Origin of the sequence: Microcoleus sp. N9_B4 (genome assembly GCF_036701635.1) — a bacterium.
GTDB lineage: Bacteria > Cyanobacteriota > Cyanobacteriia > Cyanobacteriales > Microcoleaceae > Microcoleus.
On the sequence record NZ_JAUBRC010000016.1, the window covers coordinates 47,673 to 69,683 of the forward strand.

Here is a 22,011-nt window from a genome sequence, read left to right on the forward strand (position 1 = left end):
AGGTGCGCTCGCGCTAATTTTAGTGGTCAAGAAGGGGCGCTCGCGTCTATACTCAAGTTATATCTGTGTTGAAGTAACACCCAATGGCTGAAAATACGGAAACTTATCGAGAGTTTATCCGAAAATTATTGAAAGCAGAACAAGATAGCAATAGCGATGTTGCCGTAGTTTACCCCATTCTCCGTCAAGGGCAACATCTCCTCAATGCAAGTTTTGTCGAGATTTTACAGCAATTGGTTGAGAATGCAATTGCCAAACAGCCAGAAGCAATTGAGTCAATCCTCCGCGACATTGAAAATTTGAGTATTGATATTAATCAATTTCCTCACGGGAAAAGAGCGAGTAATATTGAAATAGCTATAGAAGGTTATCAAATCGTTTTAAGTCATCGGGAACCTGGAAGCGAAAAATGGGCGCAAACGCAAAATAATCTGGCAAATGCCTACTATTCCAGAATAAGGGGAGAGAAAGCTAAGAATATCGAAAGCGCTATCGCGTCTTATACTGCCGCCTTAAAAGTCCGCACCCGCGAGGCTTTTCCCGAACAATGGGCAACGACGCAAAATAATTTGGCAATTGCCTACTCTGACAGAATCAGGGGAGAGAGGGCAGACAATATCGAAACGGCGATCAAATTTTACACTACCGCCCTGGATGTCTACACCCCCGAAGCCTTTCCCGAAAAATGGGCAGGGATGCAAAATAATCTGGCTGCTGCCTACTTTGACAGAATCCGGGGAGAGAGGGCAAACAATATAGAAACGGCGATCAAATTTTACACCGCCGCCCTGAATGTCCGTACCCACGAAGCCTTTCCCGAAAAATGGGCAATGACGCAAAATAATCTGGGAGAAGCTTACCGTGTCAGAATCAGGGGAGAGAGGGCAGACAATATCGAAACAGCGATCACATTTTACACCGCCGCCTTTGATGTCTACACCCGCGAAGCCTTTCCCGAAGATTGGGCAATGACGCAAAATAATCTGGCAATTGCCTACTCTGACAGAATCAGGGGAGAGAGGGCAGGCAATATAGAAACGGCCATCAAATTTTACACTACCGCCCTGGATGTCTACACCCCCGAAGCCTTTCCCGAACAATGGGCAGCGACGCAACATAATCTGGCAACTTCCTACTATTTCAGAATCAGGGGAGAGAGGGCAGACAATATCGAAACGGCGATCAAATTTTACACCGCCGCCCTGGATGTCTGCACGCGGGAAGCCTTTCCCGAACAATGGGCAGCGACGCAACATAATCTGGGAGAAACTTACCGTGTCAGAATCAGGGGAAAAAAAGTACAGAATATCGAAAATGCGATCGCATCTTACACTGCCGCCTTCCGCCTTAGAAGTTCGCACCCGCGATGCCTTTCCCGAAGATTGGGCAATGACGCAAAATAATCTGGCAACTGCCTACTCTGACAGAATCAGGGGAGAGAGGGCTGATAATCTAGAGAATGCGAGCACATCTTACACCGCTGCACTCTCTGTATTCACCCGTGAAGCTTTTCCGCAAAATCATGCTGAAACCTCATTTAATTTGGGGCTTGCCTATCGAGAAGTTCCCAACTTACAGTTAGCTTATGATACCTTTGCGGATGCGATTAATACTGTCGAGTTACTCCGAGGTGGGATTTATTCTGGCGATGAAACTAAGCAGAAATTAGCCGAAAAATACAACTCAATTTATCAAAATATTGTGGAAGTTTGCCTAGAACTAAAAAACTACACCGAAGCTATAGAATATGCCGAACGCAGCAAAGCCCGTAACCTCGTCGAACTTCTAGCTAACAAAGATATTTACCCCAAACGCGATTTTTACTCCTCCTTAGAACTTAACCAAACTCATTGCCAAGAACTCGATAGACTGCGGCGGCAAATTCCAGCCAAACAGAGAGAATTAGAAATACTCATCAGCAGTCGAGAGTCAGAGGAAAAATATCGCAACGAAATAGAACAACGGCGACAAGAATTAACTCAACAACAACAACAACGAGATGAATTACTAGCAGAAATCAACCAACTAGACTCTAGCTTTACATTTACCCAAAAAGTTGAACCTATCCCCTTCGAGGCTATCCAGAAATTACTACCAGATAACCAAACGGCCATTATTCAGTGGTATATCCTGGGTGACAGATTTCTTACCTTCATCATCACCCAATCCTCAGTACCAAAACTCTGGCAGTCCGAACCAGCCGATTTACAAGCCTTAAATCACTGGTTTGATGAATATTTGCAAGATTACGATCGCCCCTTAAAAACACATTGGCGAGACAACTTAGAATCCCGTCTCCATCAACTCGCTGAAATTCTGCATTTAGAAGACATCCTCAAGCGAGTGCCAGACAATTGCCAACAGGTAATTCTGATTCCCCATCGCTTACTTCACCTCCTTCCCCTTCACGCTATGCCCTTGCCTAACCAGCAGGACAAATGCCTCTTAGACAAATTTCCCAAAGGAGTTCGCTATGCTCCTAGCTGCCAGCTATTGCAACTGAGTCAAAAACAGGAACGCCCCTACTTAACCCACATCTTTGGCATTCAGAACCCCACTCAAGACTTAACCTATGCCAGCCTTCAGGTGCAAACCATTTGCCAGCACTTTGACTCGGCACAAGTTCTAGTAGAAACAGCAGCGACCAAAGTAGCACTGATTAACGATAATAATTATGCAAAGCAGCTACGCTCCACCCACTGCCTTCATTTCGCTTGTCACGGAGATTTCAACGAAAAATCCCCTCTGGAATCCTATCTGAAGCTGGCTAATAATGAACTCCTGAGTTTGGGAGAAATCTTTAGCCTCGACATCAATCAATGTCGCCTCGTTACCCTCTCCGCTTGCGAAACTGGCTTAACTGACCATACCAGCATTAGTGATGAATACATTGGTTTGCCCAGTGGCTTTCTATTTGCAGGTAGTCCTAGTGTTGTGAGCAGTCTTTGGAAAGTCGATGAACTGGCAACTGCCTTCTTAATGATTAAATTCTATGAGAACCTCAGAAAGGGTGAAAAAGGGGAAGCAGGAAATGTGGCGATCGCACTCAAAGACGCAAAAATCTGGTTGCGAGATTTGACGCATCAAGATTTTGAGAAATGCCTAGACGAATTCATGCCCCAAATCGAAGAAATTCTTACCAAACTTTCAAAAGGCAAGCGTCTCATCGCTGAGAGTTCATTGAAGCAAGTGCGCGATCGCCAACCACGACCTTTTGCCAATCCCTACTATTGGGCTGGTTTCATAGCTACGGGACGTTAGAATTCAGATTCAACCGAACCGCACAAATTTCTCAGGCCGATTTCGGACAATTTGAATAAACAAGCTACTGCTAGTGGCGCAGGAGGTGGCAGAATTTCTTTCAAAATATCTAACACATCTTTCAGATCGCTCCATCCAGCTTTTACTTCTGATTTACAAAGATGTTTCCTCGACTTCTCAACCAAATTCTCTAGCAAAGAATCTCCCATTTCAACGGGTTCCCCTGCACGACTGGCAATCAGCGTGGTCGCATCTTCTAAAATCCAATCGCACTCCTCAAGGGTATCCACAGTTTTTTGTAACTCTGGAGAGTCTCCTAATTCAGAACGAAACTTCTCAACTTCTTGTTTTGTAACTGTAGTCATGGAATGATTATTAAAATTAGGCTTGATTGTAATTAATCAGGTAGTTATCTGAGTCCAAAACCATTAGTTCAGCTAACTACTTTCTCGGTCTATCCCTAAACCTACGCTGCTCCGGTGGATCTACCCAAATTGTACAAAACCCCGAAGTAGCCGGACGCCCCGCCACCTCCAGTGTCACCCCCAGACGCTCGACTTCCTTCTTACATTCTAAATTAGAAAGACTATCCAAATTCCACTTCATCAAATTCCGAGCAAATTTCCCCTCAGCGCTAGTCGCCCACCGCAAAGCCTCCGCCTGCTCTTGAGTCAAATGAACTGGTTCCCCCGGCGCAAACCCTCCTTGCAACCAAAGTAAACCCATCCACCCCATCACAGCACCGGCACCTAACGCCACCAACAGGATACCCGCAGCCGGTATCAAAGCAAGAGCCGATGTTCTCCACCGAGTCAATTCCGTCTGACGCAGCAGAGAATTGACAGCCTCAGCAATTTGCCCCTCTTGCTTCTCAACCGCCACCCGCTCGTAACTCGCCAAAGTCTTATTAATCCGCCCCACCCACCGATCGAACGCTAACTCAAAATCCTCCGGTTTCGGACTCTCTTGAATCAGCACTTCCAATCGGCCAGCAGCCAACAAAATCAGAAAAATCGGGTCAGTTGGCTCAATTTTTCCCTTAAAAGCCAACTCCAAAACTTTGCGCCTGTACTCCTCAGATTGCCCCTCTAAAGCAATATCAAGCAAAGATTTAGTATCAACAGCACCATAACTCACGGCAACATCCCCGTAGTTTCAAACGCCTCATAAGCTGACAACATAAACGACTTAATCCGCTGCCTGCCCAACACACCAAGTTCCTGACTATTTCTTGCCAAATCAAAAGTTATCCCCTGAGCATCAATTGCATTCCTTTCCCGCGAATAAAACTTAGGAAAATCAATCACCTTCACCTCATACTTTTTAATCGCATTCTGCACCTCCTCCATCTCTTCCACAGAACTCCAATCATCCTCCAATCCTAAATTGCGGACAAGAACATGAGCAATCTTATTATCAAAATGCTTAACTGACTTCAAAAATAGCTGCACGCTATCATAACCCCCCGTGCAAATAAACCACTTGCAAAAACTAATGCGAGACTGCTTCCCCAACTCAATTAAATTGTTTCTTCCCATCCACTTAGTTACCAAAGGATAAACCTGAGCCGGTAAATTGACAATTACGCTCTTCTCAAACGCCAATTCAAAAATCCGATCCGCTTCGTAAAACTTCTTCTCGTCCTCGCTAAACAGAGCTTCACGGCATACGCTCTCATAGATTCGAGATACATCAGGATTAGAGCGATCGGTATCTACGGCAAAAAACGGAAAATTCTTATCCAAGAAATACTGAATCAAAACCCTAGCAAATAAACTCTTACCAACCCCACCTTTCTCTCCATCAATCAGATGAATTTTAGTAGCAGACTTCTCAACCTTCTCTAAGCCACACTCTTTGAAACCATTCGAGTTTTCTGTCGCTGTACCCATACCTGCATCTCCTCCTTCATCAACCTGTTTAACCACAGAATCTGTTAGCTGAACTTGATACTTAGAATTCCTACTTCTACTTGCCATATCTCAATCCTCTATTTCACGTTTACTTTCTAACAAATCAACACTTGAATCCTAATCAAGCGAATCCTGAATCATCAAAATCCTCTAATTCAAACAAGTCATCCGCAGTCAATTTGCTAGGGTCATGGTGAGAACACATCAAACTAGCACCGTTCAGCATAGACCTGTCTGCCTCTTCAATAACAGCAGGTAATTCTCGCGAAGATGGTATTGAAGAAATAGGCATTCCCCCTATATGAATAGGAGGATATTCAAGCCCGCCTCGCTCGCGCAAATAGAGAGCTTGCTTTTCCAGAACATAGACGGCGTTTTTAAATAACCGCCCTAAAATAACAGGATCGATATCCCCTTTTTCCAGATATGCTAACGGCAACCAGTAAGGGCGCAGAGCTTGAAGAATCATTTCTCTCGAAGGCAGCAATAAATTGCCTTTAATATAGGACATCAAAACTCCATCAGGAGTAGATTTAAAAGGCTGATAGCGCCACAAAAACTCAACCCTTTCTTTTTCCTTAGCCATGAGCAACTATCTCCTTAAAAGCGGAATCTTTTGACCCACAAACAGCGTCTTCCCTTACCTGAGAATTGAACTGCTTTTTCAAAGTACCCTTGAAATACGAAAACATCCCATAGACATCATTGAGTCGATTTTCAAATCCTTTCTTTGTCAAAATAGATGGCAAAGCAACTTCCGCATTCCAAATAATCGGGAAGCGATCGTAATGTTCGTTTAACTCCTTTTTGAGATAATCAGCCGTCCCACCACAGAACACCAATTCATCGCAATCCGGCGGCAAATTCTCATCCAACCAACTGGTGAGACTCCGCACATATTCAGGCCGCGCCTCTTTGATTGCTGCTATCATCTGCTGCACTTCTTCCGCCCGCCCTTGCTTAGTCGTGCTGCGAGCCAACCGCATCAAAGAAACGGCCTTAAACTCAGATCCCGCTGCGGCGATCGCCGCAGTCAATCGCTCAGCAGTTTGCCCTGAAGTCCTAGCTACCACTCTCTCCACCATGCGGATGAAGCCCAAATCGCTCGTTTTTCCCGGCCTGACATCTCCCCGCTGAACAACCAGCAGGCTAGCATTGCGGTAGCCAATCATCGCGATCGCGCACACCCGCTCTTTCAAAACAGAGCCGACTTTCTTGTTGTGCATCAGGTAAATGCCACCCCCCTCTGGCTTGCAGTTAAACGCCAACAATTCCACGCTCATCTGACCCGTAGGAGTTTGATAATCCGCTAAAGCTTCCCGCAGCACCCGCTCGAACCTCCCCCGGTCTTCATATTCGCCCGGTGGCAACAACACTGCGATCGCCGCTGTAAATTTCGCAGGCAAATTCAGCTTTTCCTTAATCGCCCACATCCCAGCCAGAGTTTTGTGCAGCGCCCTCTCGTATTTGAGCTCCGAAAGGCCGGCATTGGCGTGAAACCTCTCTTTTGCCAAATACCCCACTGCCCTGTAATCGTTTCTAAAGGCAACCCAAGCCGTATTCTCAGGCTCGGCTGACCCCAATTGGTCTCTGCCGTAAGCCAAAATAGATTCCTGCGGTACAGATACGACCTCCGGTTCCATGCAGAGCAATCGAATTTGATTCTTTGTCCCTGCGTAGAGAATTTTGGTAGCTGACCCCCCGTAATCGCAGGCCGCGATCGCTTGAGGCCAGATGGTTTCGATAGTAGTTTCGCTCATATCGCAGCTCTTCCTAATTGAAGTTTCAAGAGTGGTAAAAAAACAGCCCTGTACGCTTGGGCGTGCAGAAATAACCCTTACGCTTCAGCCAAGTGCACCTCAAAAGAAGGCTGTAAAACAACAGCTATTCAAGGATTAAAACGCACTTACTACTTATTAACCCTCGTAAAACCTCGCCTCCCTCAGCCAGTTGTCTGAATCCCAGCACCCGCAAAAATCGGACTCACGGCTTAGGCTTTGACACAGCTTTTGGTAGCAAGCTGTGTCAGAGGTGCGTGCAAACTGCTTTCTATAACGGGGTAGCACCCCTATGAGGAGAGCGCTGCTGCCAGCCTGTCGCTGTTCAATGGAAAATTTTCCATTAGACAGACATCTCGAAAAAAGATGTAGAGACAAGGGCGATCGCGTATGCAAGCAAAAGTGGAAGAGCACGCATCATTGATTTTCGGAGATGTCTATTGGAAATTCCCACCCCTGTTAAGTTCAGCCAAATCTGGCTCTGGGCCACAGTGACAATGGAAAATTTTCCATTGGAAATTCCCACGCCTGTTGAATTCAGCGAAACCTGAGTCTAAGCCCTAGTGGCAAGGGAAAATTTTCCATTGGAAAGACTGACATCGAGTTGCCATGCCTTAAAGCCCCTCCAGGCAACAAGCGATCGGCAGGTGGCTGAGGCGCAATTGCCCTCCGTGCACGCTACCCGATCGCAGCCGAAGGATAAAGTTCGTTACTCCAACACCAAATAGCGAGCAAACTAACCATGTCGAGCTCCAAACGAATCAAAAGAATAGCCATATACCTAACGCCAGAAGAACTTCAACTTGCTGAAGCAATGGCTAAAAATCTCCAGGTAAGTATCAGCGGTCTATTCCGATACCACACTTTTAAACAACAACATCAACCAGCTTTGTGCCAAAAATTAGCAGAACTTAACCTCCGGCTTAAACCAATTGCTATTGCTACAGAACAAGCATTATGGATGGGGGGGGAAATTACACAGCCAGCCAACTTTGAGGAACTTATTGAGGAAACTTTGGCACTGCTCAAGCAAGTACAGCAAAAGCAAATGAACGTCCAATTTCTAATGAATTTAAGCGAAATCGAGGAAAATTCAGAATATCCTAGCGAAAAATGTTAATAAAACTATCCACAAATCATCACTTTTGGGCTACACACTTTTTAAGTTTAGTAAATAATGATTGGCAAGCAGAAAATCGGTAAAAGTTTTACTCCATTGCTCAATTACCTCTTCTCCAAAGAAGGAGCTTCACTGATTGGAGGAAATATTGTAGGAGAAAATGCCCAGGAATTAGCTGCGGAGTTTCTCTTCTCCAAACAACTCAATCCTAGAGTTGAAAAACCAGTTTACCATGCCACCTTAAGCGTACCTTCTGGCGAGTATATTCCCGATGCCAAATGGCGGGCGATCGCTCTTGATTACCTAGAAGGAATGGGACTCGATCAAAACCTATTTGCCATTATCCGCCATACCGACCGCGAACACGACCATATTCATATTGCAGCCAGCCGCATCAAATTGGATGAAAAAGGAACTTGTGTATCGGATAGCTGGAATTACCTACGTAGCGAAAAATTGATTCAAGAATTGGAAGAAAAGTACGACTTGACAACAGCTTCCCGCAGTTTTGATAAACAACGTCGTTCTCCCACAACTGGCGAACACCGACGGTTAGCAAGAACGGGGGAAATCAGCACGCGAGAACAACTGCAAACAGCACTAGATCGAGCAACCAGTGACAGTCCCGCGCTTGTTCTTTTGATTGACCGACTCAGCGAACAAGGTATTAGTGTAAAAATAAAACCTACCCCCGCAGGTGAATTAGGCATTAGCTACAAATTAGAGAATATCGCTTTTAGCGGCACTCATTTAGGCAAAGCTTACACCTTCAAAGGACTTCAAAAATATAAAGGAGTCAGTTATTCTCCTGACATAGATTCGGAAGCTGTTGCACAATTTCCAACTGGAACCTCTAACCAGATTTTACAAACAGGAAACTGTAAACCTGATGGGGACGGAAACACAGATAGTGACACCACAGGCAATACTGACATCAATAGCACCGGGAACAATAATTTACCCCCCAACAGGAATATTAACCCAGATATTTACACCATAGAAGAAGAAAACACCACCAATATTTCCGATGTTGAAGAGAGTGCCACTGATTCTTTAAATGTTGAGTCAGAAGATGTATCCCTGGATGAACCATTAAATCAAGAGACAAACGAACCAGATTTAACTCTTCACTGGCAATCCGTGCGAGAAAGGCTGGTAGAAAATGCCTGCCTCCCCTCCGACTTGATAGACCTGTTACACGATAAAGGGTGGATAGATATAGATGACCAAGCCCTTGCTGTGTTTACTCTCCGCACGCTTACGGGAGATTATATGGGAACCTCCACTTGGGAGTCAAATGGAACATTTTCCATTGGTAGTAACGCAGAAACGTCACTTGGAAAAGACAGCGAACAAGGTATTTTCTGGATAGCGACTCAAAACGATATTGAAAGAGCCGTTATTGCCAGCAATCCGGTGGAAATGCTGTCTGCGATCGCTCTCGACCCCGATTTCAATCGCAGAGCGACTTTGTATTTAAGCATCGATGCCATATCTTCCTTGCCAACAGAGTTTCTTATAGACATTCCCGCTATAGTAGTCGGTTTGAAAGGAGACGAATTTGGAGACAAATTATCCCAAGAAATTATCTCGATATTACCTCAAGCTAAACGAATAAACCCTGGTATTGATGGGTGGAATGGGATACTGATAACCGATGTTCAAGAAATGGAAACCCAATCAGATGAACTTGATCAAACAAGCGATGTGCCAAAGGAAACGCTATGCGAGCGCAATGCTGGTGTGAGCTTAGATTAGCAGGTTAAATTCTGATGTCAATGCCCACAGCCCGCGCTATGCAAAGAAGTGATAACTGCGGCTATTATAGCAGGTTTAAATGAGTTATGCAACGGTCATGTGAGTATCTTGCTCGCGGTTTGTGCAAGATGCCCATACTACAATTCAAATAAATGATTTAGACGTACTATATAACACTTTTTACCTCACACATAAAAAGCGCTAGTTTCTTCTATTATTTCCTTAAAATAAGAACTGACTTTGCGATAAATTATCTCGATTTCATTGAATTAATGAAGGTAAATTTTCGGTTCAAGAAGCCCTTGATTATTTTTGAAACAAGAGAAGTATTGGTTTTACTTTCTCGCTGCTAACGCAGCCACACGAGCAATTTCAACTTATTAAATCCCATGAACCTGCATTTACCAATTCATTATCTGTCAGGGTTAAGCAGAAACAATTGCCGACTGCTTGAAAAACTTGGCATTACCAGCATCCTCGACCTACTGCTTTACTTTCCTCGCGACTACATCAAGTATCGACGAGTCAAAATAGCGGGCTTGCAAATAGGGGATTCTGTCACAATTGTGGGGAAGATAAAGAAACACGAAATTATCAGTCCACCTAAAAATCCTCGGTTAACAATCCAAACGCTTATCGTCAAGGATAAAACAGGTAACATAGCCTGCAAGCGTTTCTTCAATCATCCTTATTATCAATCTCAACAGTGGAGAAACGAGCAAATTTTGATGTACGTTAATGGAAGCATTGTTACTGTATCGGGGGTAGTTAAGGCAGATCGCTATTATGGGATGATATTAACTTACCCTGAAATTCAACTAATTGATTTAGACCAAGTAAGAGATACGAAAAACTCAATTATCCCGATTTATCCATTAACAAAAGGAGTTAGCAACGAAATCGTTCAAGAAGCAGTATCCTCAGCTTTGGAAATGACTGAGCTACTAATTGACCCCCTACCGCAGCATCTCCGACGAAAATGTGGTTTGATGGAATTGCAGGAGGCGATCGCAAATATCCACCAACCTCCAAACGAACCCCAACTAGAAGCTGCCCGCCGTCGCCTGGTATTTGATGAATTCTTCTATCTTCAGCTATCATTTCTCGTGCGTCGCCATCGGCTTTTGGCGCGATCGGCTCTTACAAAAATAACTCCTGCTGGCCCTCTAATCCAACAGTTTTACTCTCAACTTCCCTTCTCGCTTACCTCAGCTCAAAGTAGGGTCATTAACGACATTCTCAACGACATGACTTCCAAAACGCCGATGAACCGACTGGTACAGGGGGATGTCGGTTCTGGTAAAACAGTTGTTGCTGTCGTTGCTATCCTCGCTGCCATCCAGTCTGGCTACCAAGCGGCACTTATGGCACCTACAGAAGTGCTAGCCCAACAGCATCACAGGAAGATTGCGACGTGGTTTGAACGCCTTGGCGTTTCTGTTCAATTGCTGACGGGTTCTACCAAAACCGCCAAGCGCAGAGAAATCCACGCCCAATTAGAGACGGGTGAACTTTCACTATTGGTAGGAACTCACGCGCTGCTGCAAGAGAAGGTCAACTTCAACAAACTCGGTCTGGTAGTCATCGATGAACAGCACAGATTCGGCGTGCAGCAGCGACAAGATTTACTCAACAAGGGAAATAGACCTCACGTTCTGACGATGACGGCGACTCCTATTCCGCGTACTTTAGCATTGACCTTGCATGGGGATTTAGATGTCAGTCAGATTGACGAGTTACCGCCAGGGCGACAGAAGATTCACACGAAAGTGCTTAATAAAAGCGCTTCAGCATACGATTTAATCCGCCGCGAGGTACTTCGAGGTCGTCAGGCGTACATCATCCTTCCCTTGGTGGAAGAATCGGAAAAGCTAGATTTGAGAGCAGCGGTAGCAGAATACGATCGACTCTCAACGGAAATCTTCCCCGAATTCAAGGTAGGATTGCTGCACGGTCGGATGACATCTGCCGAGAAAGATGAAGCGCTCAACTCATTCCGCGACAACAAAACTCAGATACTCGTTTCTACCACTGTGGTTGAAGTGGGCGTGGATGTTCCAAACGCTACAGTGATTTTAATCGACCATGCCGATCGCTTTGGCTTAGCTCAACTGCACCAGTTAAGAGGTCGCGTCGGTCGCGGGTCTTACCGTTCCTACTGTCTACTGCTCAATACCAGTAAAACAGCAGAAGCCAAGGCACGTCTTGAGGTGTTGGAAAAATCCACCGATGGGTTTTTTATCTCCGAGATGGATTTGCGGTTGCGGGGGCCGGGAGTTGTGATGGGCTACCGTCAGTCAGGAATTTCGGAATTTGCTTTGGCGAATATACTGGATGATGAGGATTTGCTGAATTTAGCTCGTGAAGTGGCAGTAGCAATTGTTAAGAGTGACCCGAATTTAGAAGGGCATCCATTGATGGTTGCAGAAATCAAAAGACGGGGGCTGACGAATTGGAATTGCGCTCTCAATTAAAATTGTTATAACCCGTTTTTTAATTATAAGCTGTTGTGCATCTAATTTGGCAGTCAATTTTTCTACAATTATTGTGGAAGGGGCAGGATATCCCGTCTCTGCATTCAATTTAAATGCGTAGCAGCTTAGGAGGCTTTGATTGCTCAGCAGGGATAAGAAATTCTATTCAGTTAATAATTGCCAATCTGCAACAAGACGCCAAATAGAATCAGCGAAAATTTGAGAGGTTTCTCATGACTTACACCGCGCAACAACTTCTAACTTTTGAAACATTCCTCGCTCAATATGGTGACAACCCTCGCTACGAACTTGCTGACGGAGAATTAATTGATATGGAACCCACCGGACCCCACGAAACCGTCAGTGGTAAACTGGCAACTCAAATCGGCATTGCGATCGCAACCGAAAAACTACCCTGGTTCATTCCCCGCACTTGTTTAATCCGTCCCTTCGCAGATACAGTTACTGCCCGCCGTCCCGATATTGTTGTGTTAGATGAAACCGCCCTCGCCAACGAACCTCTCTGGGAAAGAGAACCTGTGATTACCTTGGGGCGATCAATCAAATTGGTGGTAGAAGTCGTCAGCACTAACTGGGAAACCGATTATGCCCGAAAGGTTGAAGAATACGCTTTTCTAGAGATTCCTGAGTATTGGATCGTTGATTATCGCGGTTTAGGGGGAGTGGCTTTTATCGGTAAACCCAAACAACCGACGGTCACGGTTTGCCAACTGATTGGCGAAGATTACACCCAACAACAATTTCGCCTGAGTCAGCCGATTATTTCTCCTCTGCTAAAGAGCTTACAACTTCGTCTCGATGATATTCTTCCTCGTTAATAGAATATCCTGTGTAAGGATTCAGGTCTAAAAACTTGCGGCTCCAACGCTTGTCTGGCAAGGGTTTTAGGGCAAAATAAGGGTTTTTGTCTTTCGTGGTCAATTGTCAATAGACGAGGAAAAATGACAGTTTTTCGTGGCTTATTGAGAATAGAGATTGATTTAGTATCAAGCTCCATATCTAAAGTCTTTGCCCAGCAAGGAGTTCAGTGACCTGAATCCTTACTATCCTGTAATCAGTTTAAACCCTGTTACAAAGACTTTACGCCCACTTTCCTTACTTGAGTGAAGGCCAATTTTTCCGTGCCGAAAACGTAAATTATAAGTAAGAGTTACGGAATTTAGTCTTAGCCATATAAATAGCTTCCTTGACTGTCCATTGCTTATGCGGAAGCAAATCAGCAACATTTCCGAACTGAACTAAACCTCTATAATCGCCCGTGATTTGAGCAATGATTCGGGCGATTGCCTTACAACACGAATCCGGGTATTTGACAACTTGCAACTCAGAAAACCGAATCACTACCCAATTTCTCTCTAAAAAAAACTGATTGCGCTGATTGTCTTTATCCCTATCCACACAATGATGAGGCTTTCCCGTTCGCCCCTCATAAGGTTCATCAATCTCGATATCTATAGCTAAACCAGTCGGTTTATGAACCAAAATAAAGTCAGCGGTGTAACGAAAAGATGTACCGGGTATAGGAAACTCACCACCCATACAGAAGTCATAAAAACCAGAGAAATAACGACATAAGTAAATAAAAAATTGCTTTTCACTTACCCCTTGCTGTACTCCTCCCTTACTCTGACTTGCTGGCTGCTGAATATTTTCTCTCAAAGAAATATTAAACAGCTTAGATCGTTCCTGCAACAGAGAATTATATTGCTCAGTTTCCTTGTGATTTAGCTGCAAGCGACACAATTGATAACTTTCGTATTTGGATAATTGTTGTTGGTAGTCAGCCAGTCGTTGCTTGTAGCGATCGCGTACTTGAAAATCAACAAACCGCAGATAAGCAAAAGCCGCTGCTGCACTAACTGAAGCACATACCAGCGATGAACAAAAAGCTATAACGCTCATACCAAACCGCCAGTGAACCAACATTACCACCACAGCACTGGCTATCCAAAACTGAATCACTAAATAGTAACGAGAATTATTGAAAACTGGCAGTCGCGGCGGAAAAGGCATTTTTTTTGTAGAAGAAGCACTTTCTTCCAAAATAGGTATCGGGTTATCCGCGCAGAACTGACGAATTGAATCGGGGATAAGAATAACTGGGTAAAAGCCTCTTATTTGGCTCATGGTTATGCTTTTTGTAGGCGATGTACAAGCTCAAATTATGTATATTTTCAACTTTTAACTTACTAAATATGCGCGTCGTATCCCATCAGTCCAAGGAATTACACACACCTCTACCTAATTTCCGATGTCATCGACTTATAAATGGGCTAACGCCCACCTTTTTGGGTGAAAATAATAATTTGGTACGCCACTACTTATGCCTACAAATCAGCCCAATAATACACAAAGAATTGCCACAGACCGTCTCAAATCCACGCGGGAAAAACTGACTAGAAAAATCAAATTGGCATTGAAGACTGCAACACCAGAAGAAACTCTGGAAGTGTGGATGCTAATGAAACAGCAGGAACTCAAGAGAACGACTCCTGGGTTATCGGAACAACAGATGGAAAGCGTAGTAAAGTCGCTAATCCTAGAACTAGGCTATGACATCATCGCTACCTCCACTACCTTACCTGCTGCATCGCCAGAACCAGAAGTTCAGACAGATGAAAGCGAAGTGGATGACGCGGATGAGGATAACGATGCTGATTTCACTAACGACGATCTTGAAGGCGACGAAGATAACTTTTCAGAAGAATTATCAGATGTATCTGAAGAAAAACTTCCTTCTCGCAAGCAGCGGGTTCCTGCTTTGAAAAAAGTGGAAAGCTTAAGGGCTTCTACGCGAAATGGAAAGCACTATTAAGGTTTGTTGACTTTGAAATTCTAGACGAGGTTTTACACAACCGTGTCCATACAACAATGTGAAGCTGACGACACAACAAATACACTCATTTCCTACACTAATACTTCTTTGCTGGGAAGAGTGAATTTCAAATCCGACTCCCTAGAACTTATCCCAAAAACGGAAATTTTGGAAGTAGGCGATGATGACATTGACTCTAAGAGTTTGGAACACGAACTCACGCCAGAAACGCTAGCCATACTCGCTAGCATTGAAACTTTTGATGAGTATTTTCATTGTTGCGGAAGGTGGTAACTAATGTATTTAGCCAAAGATTCGTTAGCCAGATATTCGATACAAGCAGTCGAACTCTGGAATCAATTGGAAACTGCTGAAACTCCCGAAGAAGAGGAAACTATCCTCAAACAACTCTGGGAAATTCAGACAGACCAGGAAATTGTTGTTGACACTCAAGCCGAACTAGCAGACCAACTAGATGCTGAAATTTGTGCCGTAAAAGCACGCTTAAAACACTTAGTAGAACTGCATAATAAGGCAATTGAACGACTGGAACGGTGGCGCAACAGTCTAGATAAAACCCTGCTACAATTTCACTCAATGGGAGTAATTCCTACAGAGATTGTGGGGCGCTCGCGTCACATCCGACTCAAGGAAAATCCGCCGAGTTGCGAAGTGTTAATAAATCCTTGTGATTTGCCAACAGAGTACCGCACAGAAAAGCTAGTTGTTACACCCAACAAACGCAAAATCCTAGCAGATTGGAAACAAGGCATTCCCGTTGATGGTACTCGAATTGAGCGTAAACTCAGAGTGGAATACGGAATCGTGCCATCAAATCTGACCGCTGCCACTGAAGTAATTTCTAATCGTGCATTAAACTCTCAGGAAACTCATTCTACCACACAGAAGACTGGGCGTAAAGAAAAAGCGCTTCCTAAAAACACTGATACTTCTAATAAGAAGGTGAAAGCAAGAGTCGGCTAGCAGAAGGTTTTCAGACAAAAGATTGGGGAGATTTCACTAACCGCAGATAGCTATTATATGCTATCTGCTAACCTTTTTTTGAATTAATCTAGTATAACTATTTCCATGAAAAGACACAATAACCACTCGTTTGACATTTCAACATTTGATAGAATTACTTACCGAGTTTATCGAGGTAAACTTATCATGTTGATTCAGGAAGGAGACAATCACCTTGATATATCTTTTCCCATAAAAGATGGGCGATTATTCGTAATCCTTGGTTCTATGCGAGCCGCTGTCGCTGAAGCAATGACCGATTACTTGGAAATAGAAGCCTACGCCGATGAACCCCTTTTACTACTAAGTGGAGGTTTGAACAAAAATGATTTTAATTAACACCAGTTAGGGGGGCTATCGCCCAGATACACTATGATAAGCTATTAAATAACACCGCTCAAATGAAATGGTTAACACCAAAAAATGTAGTCGTTGCTGCCAGTTTATCGGTAACGAGCGAAGAGTTAATTGAGTATACAATTCAATCTGAAGATGAAGAAACTATAGAGGAGAGATTTCAAAAAGTTGGGCTGCTATTTGACCGAACTCGCTGGCAAGCTCAAAAACCTTATCTAGCTCTACTCTCGCCAGCTAAAGTTAAAAAACCAGTCGCTACTGAATCATCAACCTCTGCGAACGATTTAGACTTCATAGATGATGAAAAATGGGCAGAGGAAGATGAAGAAAATACTCTGTCTGAAACCGAAGAATCCAGCAATTTACAATCCGAACCTCAAGAAGAACCTTATATCTTCGATAAATGTATCGTCGAACTGCACCTAACATTTAAACCAGATGATGGTCATTCAGAGGGACGAATTGTAATCATTTCAGCAAGCAGTCACGGCGATTTTCCTGTTAGCCAAACGATAAGGGAGTCATCCTTGGGAGAATTACCGCCTCCTCTAAAAGAACTGCTGAAGGAACTTGTAGCAGATTTTCCCAATCGCCAAGTGCGGCGACAGATTGCTAATGCTCGCAATCAAAAGAAAAGAACTACTAATCCAAATAAACCTAGAGGCGAAGCAAGTAGCACCATTACGCCTACAGAGTCTAAAACTACTGGAACGCAACTGACATTATTTGGGATTTGAACAATATACCTACTTTTGAGAGAAAGAGAATGACTTCAACAAAGAAAGTGCTTATTTCCTTTGAGGGACAACAACATCCTGTCGATGAGGACATAGCAGGTGATGATAATGAACTGCGTAAACTGCTAACAACTTATTACCCAGATTGCGCCAACGCCGACATTATTAGAAAGCCCGGAGAACTGATTACAGTAGCTAAACGCAACGGCTCTAAAGGAGTAAAATAACCATGAAGATGACTCCTTTAGAATCCCTCATCAATGCACCAGAAGAAGTTAATCCTGCACTATCTATGTGTCGGGAACTACAACGGTTAGAGCTTTCGGGAGAACTCGATAGCGCGACTATGAAAGAAATGGCGAACGCTATTGAGTTAGCTATTTCAAAAGGGACAGACGACGTGAGAGCAGTTGAGCAAACCAAGGAACGACTGTTAAATAGTCGCTCTGTAGCTGGTGCAGTTCCAATGGGGTTTTGATATGGCTGCAATTTGGAATGCTAAATCCGCTTTGCAAATATTACAGCGGTGCCAACCAATCACCGACTTTAAATCAGCAACCGATTATTTGTGGACTAAGCTGAACACTTATCAGCTACTCACTCTTTACCAGGAATTGTTTCCTTTGGAATGGGAAAAAAGCCAATCCGAACTCTACTCTGAAGATGAAAGTCACAGTCCGAAGGAGTTGGAGTTTATTTCGCTAGTTAGCGAACATCTGTTTCCCATTGACGACATAATTATAGAGGGTGCTTATGAAGAGCGCCTCTATCAAATTCCTGTCTCGCCTAAAGGAATAGATTGGCAAGACCATGAAGAAGGAATTGACGCATTGCGAAGCGGATGGCAGAGATTACTCCCGCTTTCCCAGTCAGGTAGATGGTGGTTGGAATCCGTAGCAGGTGATAAAGGGGAATCGTGGTACGAATGCACGTTTGGATACAGCTTGAAAGACATTGCACATCCCGAACAAGTTAATTTTAAACTTCTTAAAAGATTAGCCCGTCGCGTTGCACCTCCTATCAGCGATTTGCCTACAGCATTAGCACTCCTTGACTTGGAAACAGGAAATATTTGGCTAGACCAAAGTGTTTGCTGTGAAAGTTACTGGAATCGCAATTTTGAATCAAGACCCTGGACAATTGAAGACATTAAATTCCTAGCTAGTGAATGGAAAAAAGCCACTCAGCTATTAGATAAAGCCTGCGAATTGATTGACTGGATTGAATCTGACCCTAACACCAATTTTTCGCACATCTTAGCATTATGGAATCTGACATTGCATCTGAAATAATTCGAGAGGTACTAGAGGTTGCCCCGCGAAAGTTGTCCGCTATTCAAGCCGAACTTCTCTTTATTGAGGGCGGTACTTACATTTTTCACTATCAATCGGGGGATAGTTCCAAGTACAAATGTCTGTCTCCAGCAACTCTGCGAGCAGCTTTTGCAAATACACCCATTGATTCGGGTTGGATAAACCCTGAATCGGGGATAGTACGTTGGGGAACTGGCAGCGCCGGGGAATGGACAATTAAATTTGTACCACCTCAGAAACACGAAATAAATCTGTTGGAATCAAAGCACTTGATTCCTTTACCAGCAATGGTGTTTTTGGGGTTGAAATCTGATTACTGGGTTTGGGCAATTAAAGGCTCGAAATTTGACCCAGAAGCAGAAGCTTTTCACGTTCCGCTACCCAATGTTTATTTGCATTCCTATCAACCTTGCGGACGCATTTGCTGGGGAGATAATAAACCGCCTGTAGCTGCGCCCAATACGATTACAAAAGCTTGGAAAATGTTCATCTCTAGTCCTTTCAACGGACATTTGAGTGATGGCAAATCTAGGGCCCAACCCAGTGATGTACGCGGACAACTCGAAAAAGCGGTTAAACGTTCATCTTACCCTGTTAAAGATTTAATTGGTACCAAGCAAACAATTGCCAAATTAGTTGCAGCAATAACTGATGATTGAACCACCAAACCCTAATCCCTACCAGCTAGAATTGGTCGATTATAAGATTGTCAAACTCGGAGAAAATCTGCCGCTTCACTCTAGCAGTATGTTCGAGTATCTGATTGGCAGCAATGGTATTTTTGTTAGAGCAGTTAGACCTGGTTTAGAAGTAATAATCCCGGTGGAACTTTTTACCGCCTCAATCAGAGGATTAGAACGAATTGAACCTTTAGTCCGATTAACTCCCGGACGAATACCTCAGCAGATACTCATCCAAATGTGGAAGGAAAGTTGTATTGCCGCGCTTGCAGAAACGCCGTTAGAAATCACTTTCCACATTCATCAGGAACAAGGACAATGGCAACTTGTAATTCCACAGCAAACGCAAAGTTCTGCTAAATGCAAAGCGATTGAATACGGTTTAGATTCCTCCTACATTAACGCCACTGTAGAGGCACATTCGCACAATCGGATGGCGGCTTTCTTCTCTGGTGCTGATGATGCAGATGAAGGGGGTTTCCGCATTTTTGCAGTTTTGGGGAAAGTAACTGAATCGAGTGCTGAAATTATTTGCCGCGTGGGAGTTTATCGGCAATTCTGGCACATTCCTGCTGACTGGATATTTGAATTACCGAGTTTCATTGTAGATGTCACAGTTGGCGGAGAAAAAGACGATTTGATTGATAAATTCTACTCCAGTTCTGTTGCGCCATCTTTGTTAGATGACCCTATCGAATTGTAAACAACATTTGGAGATTTACCCCATGTTTAATTATGATTATCTGGAAGCTTCGCCTTTGATTGTCAGACAAGCTGATTCGATTGATTTTTGGCTAATTGGGGCGGGAGGAACTGGTTCTTGGCTGTCTTACCATATTGCACGACTGGCACGGAGTTTGGGCAAGTCGGGGAAGAAGGTGCAGTTTGCGATCGCAGATCCCGATCGAGTTGAAGAAGCCAACATCAGCAGGCAAGCTTTCTGCGATAAGGAAATCGGACTGCCCAAGGCGCAGGCTCTAGCGTTTAGATACTCTATCGCTTGGGGAGTTGACACGACGGCTTTCGTGCAGGTATTTGACCCCAAGCTAATCCGCTACGCCTACGACAAACTGACCATCCTGGTGGGGTGCGTGGATACAGCAGCCGGGAGAGCGGCAATTAATCAGGCTCTGGAGTTAAACCAATTTTACAGCCGTTCTGAAATTCCCCGCGTGTGGTATCTCGATTGCGGAAATCATGCAGCAGCGGGACAAATTTTGCTGGGCAGTTCTTTGGAAACTGACCCGGACTTCTATAATTTTGGGGGGTTGGGATGTGCTAGGCTGCCATCTCCGGTGCTCCTGGCTCCTGACCTTTTGAAACCGAAACCTGAAGAGTTGACAAATAATCTATCTTGTGCTGAGATGGCAGTGCTGAATGTGCAGAGCGAGAGCGTGAATCTTCGAGTGGCGGCTGAGGCGGCGGATTATTTGTACCGGATGGCTGCGGGCAATCTCAAGCGGTTTGCGACCTATTTTGATTTGGAGAGTGGGACGGCGCGATCGATTTATATTACTCAGCAGTCTGTGTGCGCGGTGGTAAAAGCGATCGCAAGTGAAACTATAATACCATGCTAACCTTACTCCAAAAGATATTTTTGATGCCTCAAATTGTCCAATCTTCGATTGCCAACCCTGCCACTTTCCCGAAATCTCGATGATTGCGAGTTAACAAAATCAATTCACGGGACAGTGCAATTGCCGCGATTCTTGCATCCATCTTTGCCAGTTGAATCCGTCGTGCCTTTAATTGCTCAAATGTTGTGGCTGCACCCGCATCGAATGAGACGAGGGGCAATACTTTGAAATCACTAACCAGTCGCGCTGAAAGGTTGCTATAATCCTTCCCTGTTTGACGTTGAAGAATGCTCAGATGGTCTGTATCCAATAAGTATTTCATAGCTCGTCTTTTTCTTCTAGTACAGACTCATCACCTTGGCGAATTGCTTGTCCTAATGCCAGTACCTCCTCAAAGGCTGGTTCATCTTTGAAAGACCCTGTAAGCTGAAATTCTATGTCAATTCTTATCTGATTTTTGTTTTCGTTTAATTCCGGTATGCCGCAATCAAAATTATCTCTAATAGCTCGATTGTCTTCAATTGAGCAAATAATCCATTCCATTTATTTTTCTGAGTTTTCTGTTTTATAACGGTTAATAGCAGTTTTTAGAGCCGAATTGAGTTCGGGAGGATTGTTAATTGCAGAACTGACAATTTCCCAGTCTTTCTCTGAGAGAGTAATTGATTCTGTTTTCAGGAGAGATTGTTCGGCAATCTCCGTAGCAATTTTGAGGAGATATTCACTTAAACTCAGACCTTCGATAGTTGCGGCTTTTTCAAGTATTGTTTTGCGGTCTTGAGGAAGTATGATCTCAATAGTAGTAGTTTGAGGATGGGATGAGAGGGACATAAACGACTCCAACTTAATTATTCCTATTTTACTGGAAATTTTCTTTTAAATTTCTAAAATAGTGCGTTGTAGCCAAGTTATAATAGTGTGGCAGTTGACAAAACACAAAAATATGCACTAATATATATAGGAAAAATAAGAAAAAATGGATATTTTTACCCCCAATGCGGGTTAATATCTAAATTATAAGCTCAGGATGCGAGGAGAATGGCGGATTGTTTTCTTAAAGGTCATGGAAGCTGTAGTGCAAAAATTTCTAAAGAACACTACATTTCAAGGACAGTCCTGGAATATCTCGGCAATAATGGTGTTATCCAAATCGGCGGGCTTCCTTGGCAACCTGATCGGACGCT

General features: G+C 43.9%; 25 protein-coding genes. 16 read left to right on the forward strand and 9 right to left on the reverse strand.

Going from position 1 to position 22,011, the window contains the following annotated elements; genetic code table 11:
- Window positions 1-83: 83 nt before the first annotated feature.
- Together QUA43_RS12940 and QUA43_RS12945 are read left to right on the forward strand one after the other, a co-directional pair.
- A complete protein-coding gene (locus tag QUA43_RS12940) occupies window positions 84-1,403 on the forward strand; it encodes a tetratricopeptide repeat protein (RefSeq protein ID WP_333374373.1) in 1,320 nt (439 codons plus the stop codon).
- A complete protein-coding gene (locus QUA43_RS12945) occupies window positions 1,315-3,261 on the forward strand; it encodes a CHAT domain-containing protein (RefSeq protein ID WP_333374375.1) in 1,947 nt (648 codons plus the stop codon). Before QUA43_RS12940 ends, QUA43_RS12945 begins: the two co-directional genes overlap by 89 nt.
- Here the strand turns inward: QUA43_RS12945 and QUA43_RS12950 are convergent.
- The 5 genes from QUA43_RS12950 to QUA43_RS12970 all read right to left on the reverse strand — a co-directional run bounded on the left by QUA43_RS12950 (window position 3,258) and on the right by QUA43_RS12970 (window position 6,934).
- Window positions 3,258-3,626: a hypothetical protein gene (locus QUA43_RS12950; protein ID WP_333208571.1), complete on the reverse strand. Its 369-nt coding sequence runs from the start codon at window positions 3,624-3,626 to the stop codon at window positions 3,258-3,260. The genes QUA43_RS12945 and QUA43_RS12950 overlap by 4 nt on opposite strands.
- A gap of 76 nt (window positions 3,627-3,702) precedes the next feature.
- A complete protein-coding gene (locus QUA43_RS12955; RefSeq protein WP_333374377.1) occupies window positions 3,703-4,398 on the reverse strand; it encodes a DUF6753 family protein in 696 nt (231 codons plus the stop codon).
- A complete protein-coding gene (locus tag QUA43_RS12960) occupies window positions 4,395-5,240 on the reverse strand; it encodes a mobilization protein (protein ID WP_333294598.1) in 846 nt (281 codons plus the stop codon). The genes QUA43_RS12955 and QUA43_RS12960 overlap by 4 nt, the downstream gene beginning before the upstream one ends.
- A 55-nt stretch (window positions 5,241-5,295) precedes the next feature.
- Window positions 5,296-5,760, reverse strand: a complete 465-nt coding sequence (locus tag QUA43_RS12965; RefSeq protein ID WP_333374379.1) for a hypothetical protein — start codon at window positions 5,758-5,760, stop codon at window positions 5,296-5,298.
- A complete protein-coding gene (locus QUA43_RS12970) occupies window positions 5,753-6,934 on the reverse strand; it encodes a ParM/StbA family protein (RefSeq protein ID WP_333374380.1) in 1,182 nt (393 codons plus the stop codon). The genes QUA43_RS12965 and QUA43_RS12970 overlap by 8 nt, the downstream gene beginning before the upstream one ends.
- A gap of 760 nt (window positions 6,935-7,694) precedes the next feature.
- Here QUA43_RS12970 and QUA43_RS12975 point away from each other — a divergent pair.
- From QUA43_RS12975 to QUA43_RS12990, 4 genes are all read left to right on the forward strand, one after another.
- Window positions 7,695-8,072, forward strand: a complete 378-nt coding sequence (locus QUA43_RS12975) for a hypothetical protein (protein WP_333352199.1) — start codon at window positions 7,695-7,697, stop codon at window positions 8,070-8,072.
- A 57-nt stretch (window positions 8,073-8,129) separates the two neighbouring features.
- Window positions 8,130-9,830 (forward strand): relaxase/mobilization nuclease domain-containing protein, encoded by a 1,701-nt coding sequence (locus QUA43_RS12980; protein ID WP_333374382.1) that lies wholly within the window; start codon window positions 8,130-8,132, stop codon window positions 9,828-9,830.
- Window positions 9,831-10,219: 389 nt separating this feature from the next.
- Window positions 10,220-12,304 (forward strand): ATP-dependent DNA helicase RecG, encoded by a 2,085-nt coding sequence (gene recG, locus QUA43_RS12985; protein WP_333374384.1) that lies wholly within the window; start codon window positions 10,220-10,222, stop codon window positions 12,302-12,304.
- A gap of 233 nt (window positions 12,305-12,537) precedes the next feature.
- Window positions 12,538-13,143 (forward strand): Uma2 family endonuclease, encoded by a 606-nt coding sequence (locus QUA43_RS12990; protein WP_333374386.1) that lies wholly within the window; start codon window positions 12,538-12,540, stop codon window positions 13,141-13,143.
- Window positions 13,144-13,462: 319 nt separating this feature from the next.
- Here the strand turns inward: QUA43_RS12990 and QUA43_RS12995 are convergent, their stop codons facing one another.
- The gene (locus QUA43_RS12995) at window positions 13,463-14,368 is read right to left on the reverse strand and encodes a hypothetical protein (RefSeq protein ID WP_333374387.1); all 906 of its coding nucleotides are present in this window, start codon (window positions 14,366-14,368) and stop codon (window positions 13,463-13,465) included.
- Window positions 14,369-14,648: 280 nt separating this feature from the next.
- Here QUA43_RS12995 and QUA43_RS13000 point away from each other — a divergent pair, with 280 nt between their 5' ends.
- The 10 genes from QUA43_RS13000 to QUA43_RS13045 all read left to right on the forward strand — a co-directional run bounded on the left by QUA43_RS13000 (window position 14,649) and on the right by QUA43_RS13045 (window position 20,827).
- Window positions 14,649-15,140, forward strand: coding sequence for a hypothetical protein (locus QUA43_RS13000; protein WP_333374389.1), 492 nt, complete (start codon window positions 14,649-14,651; stop codon window positions 15,138-15,140).
- 42 nt (window positions 15,141-15,182) lie between these two features.
- On the forward strand, window positions 15,183-15,434 hold the full coding sequence (locus QUA43_RS13005) for a hypothetical protein (RefSeq protein ID WP_333374390.1): 252 nt from the start codon (window positions 15,183-15,185) through the stop codon (window positions 15,432-15,434).
- A 3-nt stretch (window positions 15,435-15,437) separates the two neighbouring features.
- Window positions 15,438-16,124: a siphovirus Gp157 family protein gene (locus QUA43_RS13010; RefSeq protein WP_333374391.1), complete on the forward strand. Its 687-nt coding sequence runs from the start codon at window positions 15,438-15,440 to the stop codon at window positions 16,122-16,124.
- A gap of 440 nt (window positions 16,125-16,564) precedes the next feature.
- Window positions 16,565-17,257 (forward strand): hypothetical protein, encoded by a 693-nt coding sequence (locus tag QUA43_RS13015; RefSeq protein WP_333374393.1) that lies wholly within the window; start codon window positions 16,565-16,567, stop codon window positions 17,255-17,257.
- Between the two features lie 29 nt (window positions 17,258-17,286).
- Window positions 17,287-17,484 carry a hypothetical protein gene (locus tag QUA43_RS13020; protein WP_333374395.1) on the forward strand — a complete coding sequence of 66 codons (198 nt, stop codon included), beginning with the start codon at window positions 17,287-17,289 and terminating at the stop codon, window positions 17,482-17,484.
- Between the two features lie 8 nt (window positions 17,485-17,492).
- The gene (locus tag QUA43_RS13025; RefSeq protein WP_333374397.1) at window positions 17,493-17,735 is read left to right on the forward strand and encodes a hypothetical protein; all 243 of its coding nucleotides are present in this window, start codon (window positions 17,493-17,495) and stop codon (window positions 17,733-17,735) included.
- A 1-nt stretch (window position 17,736) separates the two neighbouring features.
- Window positions 17,737-18,549 carry a hypothetical protein gene (locus tag QUA43_RS13030; RefSeq protein ID WP_333374399.1) on the forward strand — a complete coding sequence of 271 codons (813 nt, stop codon included), beginning with the start codon at window positions 17,737-17,739 and terminating at the stop codon, window positions 18,547-18,549.
- Window positions 18,522-19,229 carry a hypothetical protein gene (locus QUA43_RS13035; protein ID WP_333374401.1) on the forward strand — a complete coding sequence of 236 codons (708 nt, stop codon included), beginning with the start codon at window positions 18,522-18,524 and terminating at the stop codon, window positions 19,227-19,229. The genes QUA43_RS13030 and QUA43_RS13035 overlap by 28 nt, the downstream gene beginning before the upstream one ends.
- Complete coding sequence (locus tag QUA43_RS13040) at window positions 19,222-19,953, forward strand: hypothetical protein (protein WP_333374403.1); 732 nt, start codon at window positions 19,222-19,224, stop codon at window positions 19,951-19,953. Before QUA43_RS13035 ends, QUA43_RS13040 begins: the two co-directional genes overlap by 8 nt.
- 22 nt (window positions 19,954-19,975) lie before the next feature.
- Entirely contained in the window at window positions 19,976-20,827 is an 852-nt protein-coding gene (locus tag QUA43_RS13045) for a ThiF family adenylyltransferase (protein WP_333374404.1), read from the forward strand.
- A gap of 28 nt (window positions 20,828-20,855) precedes the next feature.
- Here the strand turns inward: QUA43_RS13045 and QUA43_RS13050 are convergent, their stop codons facing one another.
- From QUA43_RS13050 to QUA43_RS13060, 3 genes are read right to left on the reverse strand one after another with little or no spacing between them, the layout of a single operon-like run.
- A complete protein-coding gene (locus QUA43_RS13050; RefSeq protein WP_333374406.1) occupies window positions 20,856-21,149 on the reverse strand; it encodes a PIN domain-containing protein in 294 nt (97 codons plus the stop codon).
- Window positions 21,146-21,370, reverse strand: a complete 225-nt coding sequence (locus QUA43_RS13055; protein ID WP_333374407.1) for a hypothetical protein — start codon at window positions 21,368-21,370, stop codon at window positions 21,146-21,148. Before QUA43_RS13055 ends, QUA43_RS13050 begins: the two co-directional genes overlap by 4 nt.
- The gene (locus QUA43_RS13060) at window positions 21,371-21,658 is read right to left on the reverse strand and encodes a DUF1778 domain-containing protein (protein ID WP_333374409.1); all 288 of its coding nucleotides are present in this window, start codon (window positions 21,656-21,658) and stop codon (window positions 21,371-21,373) included.
- Between the last annotated feature and the right edge of the window lie 353 nt (window positions 21,659-22,011).

Bases quoted from the DNA above. Each gene is read 5' to 3' on its own strand.
- QUA43_RS12940 (WP_333374373.1), top strand. From the start codon at position 84: ATGGCTGAAAATACGGAAACTTATCGAGAGTTTATCCGAAAATTATTG.
- QUA43_RS12945 (WP_333374375.1), top strand. From the start codon at position 1,315: ATGCGATCGCATCTTACACTGCCGCCTTCCGCCTTAGAAGTTCGCACC.
- QUA43_RS12950 (WP_333208571.1), bottom strand. From the start codon at position 3,626: ATGACTACAGTTACAAAACAAGAAGTTGAGAAGTTTCGTTCTGAATTA.
- QUA43_RS12960 (WP_333294598.1), bottom strand. From the start codon at position 5,240: ATGGCAAGTAGAAGTAGGAATTCTAAGTATCAAGTTCAGCTAACAGAT.
- QUA43_RS12965 (WP_333374379.1), bottom strand. From the start codon at position 5,760: ATGGCTAAGGAAAAAGAAAGGGTTGAGTTTTTGTGGCGCTATCAGCCT.
- QUA43_RS12970 (WP_333374380.1), bottom strand. From the start codon at position 6,934: ATGAGCGAAACTACTATCGAAACCATCTGGCCTCAAGCGATCGCGGCC.
- QUA43_RS12975 (WP_333352199.1), top strand. From the start codon at position 7,695: ATGTCGAGCTCCAAACGAATCAAAAGAATAGCCATATACCTAACGCCA.
- QUA43_RS12980 (WP_333374382.1), top strand. From the start codon at position 8,130: ATGATTGGCAAGCAGAAAATCGGTAAAAGTTTTACTCCATTGCTCAAT.
- recG (WP_333374384.1), top strand. From the start codon at position 10,220: ATGAACCTGCATTTACCAATTCATTATCTGTCAGGGTTAAGCAGAAAC.
- QUA43_RS12990 (WP_333374386.1), top strand. From the start codon at position 12,538: ATGACTTACACCGCGCAACAACTTCTAACTTTTGAAACATTCCTCGCT.
- QUA43_RS13000 (WP_333374389.1), top strand. From the start codon at position 14,649: ATGCCTACAAATCAGCCCAATAATACACAAAGAATTGCCACAGACCGT.
- QUA43_RS13010 (WP_333374391.1), top strand. From the start codon at position 15,438: ATGTATTTAGCCAAAGATTCGTTAGCCAGATATTCGATACAAGCAGTC.
- QUA43_RS13015 (WP_333374393.1), top strand. From the start codon at position 16,565: ATGAAATGGTTAACACCAAAAAATGTAGTCGTTGCTGCCAGTTTATCG.
- QUA43_RS13020 (WP_333374395.1), top strand. From the start codon at position 17,287: ATGACTTCAACAAAGAAAGTGCTTATTTCCTTTGAGGGACAACAACAT.
- QUA43_RS13025 (WP_333374397.1), top strand. From the start codon at position 17,493: ATGACTCCTTTAGAATCCCTCATCAATGCACCAGAAGAAGTTAATCCT.
- QUA43_RS13030 (WP_333374399.1), top strand. From the start codon at position 17,737: ATGGCTGCAATTTGGAATGCTAAATCCGCTTTGCAAATATTACAGCGG.
- QUA43_RS13035 (WP_333374401.1), top strand. From the start codon at position 18,522: ATGGAATCTGACATTGCATCTGAAATAATTCGAGAGGTACTAGAGGTT.
- QUA43_RS13040 (WP_333374403.1), top strand. From the start codon at position 19,222: ATGATTGAACCACCAAACCCTAATCCCTACCAGCTAGAATTGGTCGAT.
- QUA43_RS13045 (WP_333374404.1), top strand. From the start codon at position 19,976: ATGTTTAATTATGATTATCTGGAAGCTTCGCCTTTGATTGTCAGACAA.
- QUA43_RS13050 (WP_333374406.1), bottom strand. From the start codon at position 21,149: ATGAAATACTTATTGGATACAGACCATCTGAGCATTCTTCAACGTCAA.
- QUA43_RS13055 (WP_333374407.1), bottom strand. From the start codon at position 21,370: ATGGAATGGATTATTTGCTCAATTGAAGACAATCGAGCTATTAGAGAT.
- QUA43_RS13060 (WP_333374409.1), bottom strand. From the start codon at position 21,658: ATGTCCCTCTCATCCCATCCTCAAACTACTACTATTGAGATCATACTT.